This is a genomic window from Mesorhizobium sp. M4B.F.Ca.ET.017.02.2.1 (assembly GCF_003998955.1).
Classification (GTDB): Bacteria; Pseudomonadota; Alphaproteobacteria; order Rhizobiales; family Rhizobiaceae; genus Mesorhizobium; species Mesorhizobium abyssinicae.
This window is the reverse complement of sequence record NZ_RZOF01000339.1, coordinates 1-6,823: the sequence shown is the minus strand read 5'-3', so window position 1 is coordinate 6,823 and position 6,823 is coordinate 1. Positions and strand designations below refer to the sequence as shown.

Here is a 6,823-nt window from a genome sequence, read left to right as displayed (position 1 = left end):
TACAAAACGAAGCCGCTCGTCCATGATGCCAGTCTCTCGCCAAACCATCGCCGGGTCCTCCGGCGAGGGAGAAAACTGTCACCTATGCAATCGGTCCATTCTGTTACCTATCTATCCGGTTCGGACACCGGCACCTTCTCCCCGTATAGTGACGGGGAGAAAGAAGCCTGCGCCGATGGTTTCGCCAATCTCAGAAGTCGCAAGAAGGGCGCCGGCGTTGCAGTCAGCCCCTTCTCCCCGTTCCTACGGGGAGAAGGTGCCGGCAGGCAGATGAGGGGCGGCGCCGCCGGCCAATAGGGTTGGCGACCAACCTTGGAGCGATGGTTTCGCCGCGAGCCTGCAGCGCGCCTACCCGCCCACCCTGAAGAAATCCACGAAAGCCCGCAGCGCCGGCCGCATCTGCCGGCGGCTGGGATAATAGACGAAGAAGCCGTCGAAGGTCGGGCACCAGTCTTCCAGCACGCGGATCAGCCTGCCGTCGGCGAGCGGCGCCCTGACATAGGGCTCGAAGACGAAGGCGAGCCCGGCGCCGTCTACCGCCGCTTGCGCGATCAGATGGTCCTCGTCGAGGATCAGCGGCCCTTGCGCAGCGATCTCGATCTCCTCGCCGTCCTTCTCGAATTCCCAGCGATAGAGGATGCCGCTGGAAAAGCGGAAGCTGATGCAACGATGGTCGGCGAGCTCGCGCGGGTGGCGCGGTCTGGGCATCGTGGCAAAATAGGACGGCGCGGCGACGACGGCGCCGCGAAGGTCGGGCCCGATGCGCACCGCGATCATGTCGCGCTGCAGGCTTTCGCCGAGCCGCACACCGGCATCGAAGCCGCCCTCGACCACATCGGTGAAGCGGTCCTCGATGACGATCTCCAGCACGATGTCGGGATAGGCGGCGGCAAAGGCGCCGAGCCGTGGCGTCAGCGTCAGGTGCGCTGCCGTGCGCGGCACGGTCAGCCGCAGATTGCCGGCCGGCCGGTCGCGCGCCTCCACCGCCGTCTCCAGCGCGTGGTCTATTTCGGAAAGCGCCGGCCGCAGCCGTTCGAGCAACTGCGCCCCTTCCACGGTCGGCGCCACGCTGCGCGTGCTACGCGCCAGCAGCCGCACGCCGAGCCGCGCCTCAAGGCTCGCCACCGCGTGGCTCACCGCGGACGGCGCGATGCCGAGCTCGCGGGCCGCACCGCGAAAACTGGCGCATTGGGCGACGGTGGCAAGCACGGCCAGTTGAGAGAGGTTCGCTCGGTTCATTGATCTATTTTATAGAACAAGCCGTGCAAAAGCGACACGGTTATCGAACGAAAGGCAAGTGGCTACTTGTTCCGCATCACAACAAGGAGATGCGTGATGCAAACCCGCAAACTTGGAACTGAACTCGAAGTCTTCCCCGTCGGCCTCGGCTGCATGGGCATGAGCTTTGTCTATGGCGGCCAGCCGGAAGCCGAAGCGATCGCCACGCTGCGCCGCGCCGCCGAGATCGGCGTCACCTTCTTCGACACCGCCGAAGTCTATGGCCCCTACGAGAACGAGATCCTGCTCGGCAAGGCGCTGAAGCCGGTGCGCGACAAGGTGACGATCGCCACCAAATTCGGCTTCAAGATCCTGGAAGAGGGGACGGGCACCGACCGCATGGCCGGCGTCGACAGCCGCCCCGAGCACGTCAAGGCGGTGGCCGAGGCCTCGCTGAAGCGGCTGGGCACTGATGTCATCGACCTCTACTACCAGCACCGTGTCGACCCCAACGTGCCGATCGAGGATACGGTCGGCGCCATGGCCGAGCTGGTGCGCGAGGGCAAGGTGCGCGCGCTCGGCCTTTCCGAGGCGAGTGCGGCGACCATCCGCCGGGCGCATGCGGTGCACCCGATATCGGCCGTGCAGAGCGAATATTCGCTATGGACCCGCGATCCCGAGGACGAGGTCCTCGCCGTCTGCCGCGAGCTCGGCATCGGCTTTGTCCCCTACAGCCCGCTCGGCCGCGGCCTGCTCACCGGCACCATCGCCAGGCCGGACGTCCTCGACGCCGGCGACTGGCGCCTCGGCCAGCCGCGCTTCCAGGCCGAGGCCATGGCGGCCAACGCCAAGGTTGTTGCCACGCTGGAAAAGATGGCGGCGGAGAAGGGCGTGACATCGGCGCAGCTGGCGCTCGCCTGGGTGCTGCACCAGGGCGATTTCATCGTGCCGATCCCCGGCGCGCGGAAAATCCGCCATCTGGAACAGAACACGGCAGCGGCAGGGATTGAGCTGAGTGCTGCGGAGGTGGCCGCGATTGGCTACGCGCTGTCGCCGGATAAGGTGGTCGGCAAGCGCTATAGCGAGGAGCTGATGGCGCTGGTGAATGGGTGAGCAAAAGGTGCTTTTGCACCCCCTTTATTGAAAGATCGGCGCGAGGCCCCCCTCTCTGTCCTGCCGGACATCTCCCCCTCAAGGGGGGAGATTGGCTGCTTCGGCGCCGGCGCATTTTTCTGTAGCATTGGTGATTGGCGAAGGCCGCGATGACATCTGATCTCCCCCCTTGAGGGGGAGATGGCCGGCAGGCCAGAGAGGGGGGCTTCGCGCCGACTTATCTTATCTCTACGTCCCTACCATGGCACCACGCTGATCTCCGGCCAGCACTCCTGTGCCCTTCTCCCCTTCACCTCATGCGTCCGTTGATTGTCCGTCACCCGGTTCGGCGTGATGCGAAACGAAAAAACATCATCGAGCCCGAACGGCGCCACCAGATCAAGCTCCCCGTCGGCATCGTACCGCACCCCCACAGCATGCGTCTTCGAGGCGAAATAGCTGACGGATTCACTGGAACTCGTGTAGCGCGGGCATTCCTGCCCGAACTTCTCCGGATACCACAAATGCACCCGCGCCTGGTTGCGCACCTCGACCGGCAGCGTCAGCCCGTCGAAATGTCTGGCCGCCCGGCGGATGACCGCGTCCTCGGCCTCGTAGGAAAGGTCGGCATCGTCGAAATAGAACAGGTCGACATCCTTGATGCCGTAGCCTGGCGGCTTGCCGGTCAGGTGGTTCCAGACGCTGTTGTAGAGCGCGCCGGAGACCACCAGCCAGTCCGGCAGCGCGAGATCACGCACCCGCGCCAGTGTTTCGCCAATGAGTGGGTCGGTCGCGATGATGCCGAGGAACGCCAGGCGCTGTTCTTCAAAAGGAAGGCCGGAATGACGGAGATGGTCCATCGCCCTTTGGAGGACGATTCGCAACCTTCCGGCAACCTCTTGCTTAAGCGCGCAGCACGCCGCCCGTCTGCTTGTTGACGTTCTCGACGATACGCTTGGCCAGCGCCTCGAAATCCTCGTCGGTCAGCGTCTTCTCGACCGGCTGGATCGACACCTCGATGGCGATCGACTTCTTGGCCGCGCCCAGCGAGGCGCCCTCGAAGACGTCGAACACCGAGACGCCTGTGACCAGTTTCTTGTCGGCGGCAAGGGCTGCGCGCACCAGCGTGCCGGCCTCGACCGTCCTGTCGACGACAAAGGCGAAGTCGCGCTTCACCGCCTGGAAGGGCGACAGCTCCAGTTTCGGCTTGGTGCGGGTCGGCTTGGCCTTCGGCTCCGGCACGGCGTCGACAAAAACCTCGAAGCCGCAGATCGGTCCGGACACGTCGAGCGCCTCAAGCGTCTTCGGATGGAATTCGCCGAACGTGCCGAGCACCGTCTTCGGGCCGAGCTTGATCGTGCCGGAACGGCCGGGATGGTACCAGGCGGGGCCGCCGGGCTCGATCTGCAGCCGGTCGACCGGCGCGCCGCAGGCTTCGAGCGCCGCGATCGCATCGGCCTTGGCGTCGAACACGCCGACCGGCCCGGCATTGCCGGCCCAGTGGCGGCCGGAGCCGTCGAGCTTGGCCGTGCCGCGCCGCACGCCGGCGGCGACGCGCCGCTGCTGGTCGGGCAGGTCGCCCTCATAGGTGCCGGAGACCTCGAACAGCGCCACATCGCCGATGCCCCTGTCGGCATTGCGCTGGGCGGCAGAGATCAGGCCGGGCAGCAGCGAGGGCCGCATGTCCGACATGTCTGCGGCGATCGGGTTGGCGAGCTTCAGCGCCGTCTGGCCGCCGCCGAACAGTTCGGCGTGCTTGGCCGGAATGAACGACCAGGTGACGGCCTCCATCATGCCGCGCACGGCAAGCGCGCGCTTGGCCGCGCGGGTGCGGATCTGCAGCACCGTCAGGATCTTGCCGTTGACCGCGTCATGCGAGGTCAGCGGCTGCGGCGCGATATTGTCGACGCCGTGGATGCGCATCACCTCCTCGACCAGGTCGGCCTTGCCGTCGACATCCGGCCGCCACGACGGCACCTTCACCTTGACGACATCGCCCGAGCCCTGAGGCTCGAAGCCGAGGCGGGTCAGGATGTCGAGGCTTTCCGCCTGCGGCACCTCGATGCCGGTCAGCCGCTTCACTTCCGACAGTGGGAAGGAGACGGTTTTCCGCTTGTGGCCGGCATAGCCCGCCACCTCGATCTCGGTCGGCGTGCCGCCGCAGAAATCGAGCACCAGCTTGGTCGCCAGCTCGATGCCGGGCACCATGAATTCAGGGTCGACGCCGCGCTCGAAGCGGTAGCGCGCATCGGTGATGATGCCGAGCGCGCGGCCGGTGCGGGCCGTGGTGATCGGGTCCCAGAGCGCGGATTCCACCAGCACGTCGGTGGTGTTCTCGTCGCAGCCGGAATGCTCGCCGCCCATGATGCCGGCGATCGATTCGACGCCGTCGTCGTCGGCGATGACGCACATTTCCGGCGTCAGCGTGTATTCGCGGCCGTCGAGCGCCAGCACCTTTTCGCCATCCTTTGCCCGGCGCACGGTGAGGTTGCCGGTCACTTTCTTGGCGTCGAACACATGCAGCGGCCGGCCGCGGTCGAAGGTGACGTAGTTGGTGATGTCGACCAAGGCGCTGATCGGCCTAAGCCCGATGGCGAGCAGCCGCTGCTGCAGCCATTTCGGCGACGGGCCGTTCTTCACGCCCCTGATCAGCGTGAGCGCGAAGCCGGGGCAGAGTTCCGGCGCCTCGATCGTTACCTTGACCGGGCAGAGGCCATCGCCGGCATGCGGCATGATCCCGCCGCCGACGAGGCGCCCGAGCCCGCTCGCGGCAAGATCGCGCGCGATGCCGTAGACGCTGGTCGCGTCCGGCCGGTTCGGCGTCAGATTGATCTCGATCACCGGATCGTCGAGATGGGCGTAGGCGGCAAAGCTGGTGCCGACAGGCGCGTCCTGCGGCAGGTCGATGATGCCGTTGTGCTCGTCGGCGATTTCCAGCTCGCGCTCCGAGCACATCATGCCGTGGCTCTCGACGCCGCGGATCTTGCCGACCGCGAGCGTCACGTCGATGCCGGGAACGTAGGTGCCGGGCGCGGCGAAGGCGCCGATCAGGCCGGCGCGGGCGTTCGGCGCGCCGCAAACGACCTGTACCGGCGGTTTGCCGTCGCCGGTGTCGACCGTCAGCACGCGCAGACGGTCGGCGTCGGGATGCTGCACTGCCGTCAGAACCTTGGCGATGACGAAGGGTCTTAGCCCCGCCTTGTCGTCGACATGCTCGACCTCGAGGCCGATTGCAGTCAGCCGCTCGACGATCTCGGTGAGCGAGGCGTCGGTCTCGAGGTGGTCCTTGAGCCAGGAGAGGGTGAATTTCATGACTGTGTTCCGTCTGGTCTTTGCCCATCGGGCCTGGTCACGCTGGTCCTGAGATGGCGCGGCAGGTCGTCGGGCATATGCAGGAAGGGGAGTTGCTCGCGCACATGGGCATGGTGCGTCGGCTTGAAATAGGCCGGCATGTCCATCGAACCGAGGGTGAAATAGATGTGGCCGGCGAGCCGCCCATCCGTATAGGCGATCGGCGAGCCGCAGACGCCGCAGAAGGTGCGCGTCACCGGGCCGTTCTCGAACCGCTTCAGTGCCTTGCCGTCGAGCGCGATCTGGTCGGTCATGAAGCCGACGAAGGCCGACACCGGCGCGCCGCTCGCCCGCCGACAGTCGCCGCAATGGCAGTAGCTGATGTGGTGCGGCTCGACTGACGCCTCGAACCGCACCGCGCCGCAACGGCAGCCGCCGGTGTGCGGCGCCGTCATGCCGAGAGGCCTCCAAACAGCGTCGGCAGGTCGAGCGGCCTGAAGCCGTAATGCGACAGCCAGCGCACGTCGGCATCGAAGAAGGCGCGCAGGTCCGGCATGCCGTATTTCAGCATGGCGATGCGGTCGATGCCCATGCCCCAGGCAAAGCCCTGGTACTCGTCGGGATCAAGCCCGCCATGGCGCAGCACATTGGGGTGCACCATGCCGCAGCCGAGAATCTCCATCCAGTCCGAGCCCTCGCCGAAGCGCACCTCGCCCGGCCGCGAGCGGTCGCACTGGATGTCGACCTCGAGGCTCGGCTCGGTGAACGGGAAGAAGGACGGGCGGAAGCGCATCTTGACGCTCGGCACCTCGAAGAAGGCCTTGCAGAACTCCTCCAGCACCCACTTCATGTTGGCGACGTTGGCTGATCTGTCGATCACCAGCCCCTCGACCTGATGGAACATCGGCGAGTGCGTGGCATCCGAATCCTGCCGGTAGGTCTTGCCGGGGATGACGATGCGGATCGGCGGCTTCTGCCGCTCCATGGTGCGGATCTGCACCGGCGAGGTGTGGGTGCGCAAAAGCTTGCGCTCGCCCTTCTCGTCCGGCTGGAAGAAGAAGGTGTCATGCATCTCGCGCGCCGGGTGGCCTTCCGGGAAGTTCAGCGCGGTGAAATTGTAATAGTCGGTCTCGACATCGGGACCCTCGGCGATGGCGAAGCCGAGATCGCCGAAGATCGCCGCGATCTCGTCGATCACCTGGCTGATCGGGTGGATGCGGCC

General features: G+C 66.1%; 6 protein-coding genes. 1 reads left to right on the top strand and 5 read right to left on the bottom strand.

Features of this window, described 5'->3' with window-relative positions; all coding sequences use genetic code 11:
* Nucleotides 1-348: 348 nt before the first annotated feature.
* Complete coding sequence (locus EN738_RS28330; protein WP_127286543.1) at nt 349-1,239, bottom strand: LysR family transcriptional regulator; 891 nt, start codon at nt 1,237-1,239, stop codon at nt 349-351.
* Between the two features lie 96 nt (nt 1,240-1,335).
* Between EN738_RS28330 and EN738_RS28325 the strand changes: the two genes are divergently transcribed.
* Entirely contained in the window at nt 1,336-2,331 is a 996-nt protein-coding gene (locus tag EN738_RS28325) for an aldo/keto reductase (RefSeq protein WP_127286542.1), read from the top strand.
* 236 nt (nt 2,332-2,567) lie between these two features.
* Here EN738_RS28325 and EN738_RS28315 read toward each other — a convergent pair whose 3' ends face one another.
* The 4 genes from EN738_RS28315 to pheS form a co-directional block, all read right to left on the bottom strand.
* Entirely contained in the window at nt 2,568-3,170 is a 603-nt protein-coding gene (locus EN738_RS28315; protein ID WP_127286541.1) for a nucleotidyltransferase family protein, read from the bottom strand.
* 43 nt (nt 3,171-3,213) lie between these two features.
* Nucleotides 3,214-5,622, bottom strand: coding sequence for a phenylalanine--tRNA ligase subunit beta (gene pheT, locus EN738_RS28310; RefSeq protein ID WP_127286540.1), 2,409 nt, complete (start codon nt 5,620-5,622; stop codon nt 3,214-3,216).
* Nucleotides 5,619-6,056 carry a GFA family protein gene (locus tag EN738_RS28305; protein ID WP_127286539.1) on the bottom strand — a complete coding sequence of 146 codons (438 nt, stop codon included), beginning with the start codon at nt 6,054-6,056 and terminating at the stop codon, nt 5,619-5,621. Before EN738_RS28305 ends, pheT begins: the two co-directional genes overlap by 4 nt.
* Nucleotides 6,053-6,823: phenylalanine--tRNA ligase subunit alpha (gene pheS / locus EN738_RS28300; RefSeq protein ID WP_127286538.1), on the bottom strand; the 771-nt coding region annotated here is incomplete at its 5' end. The genes EN738_RS28305 and pheS, both read right to left, overlap by 4 nt.

Excerpts from the sequence above, each read along its gene's own strand:
- EN738_RS28315 (WP_127286541.1), bottom strand. The coding sequence starts at position 3,170 with ATGGACCATCTCCGTCATTCCGGCCTTCCTTTTGAAGAACAGCGCCTG.
- EN738_RS28325 (WP_127286542.1), top strand. The coding sequence starts at position 1,336 with ATGCAAACCCGCAAACTTGGAACTGAACTCGAAGTCTTCCCCGTCGGC.
- EN738_RS28305 (WP_127286539.1), bottom strand. The coding sequence starts at position 6,056 with ATGACGGCGCCGCACACCGGCGGCTGCCGTTGCGGCGCGGTGCGGTTC.
- EN738_RS28330 (WP_127286543.1), bottom strand. The coding sequence starts at position 1,239 with ATGAACCGAGCGAACCTCTCTCAACTGGCCGTGCTTGCCACCGTCGCC.
- pheT (WP_127286540.1), bottom strand. The coding sequence starts at position 5,622 with ATGAAATTCACCCTCTCCTGGCTCAAGGACCACCTCGAGACCGACGCC.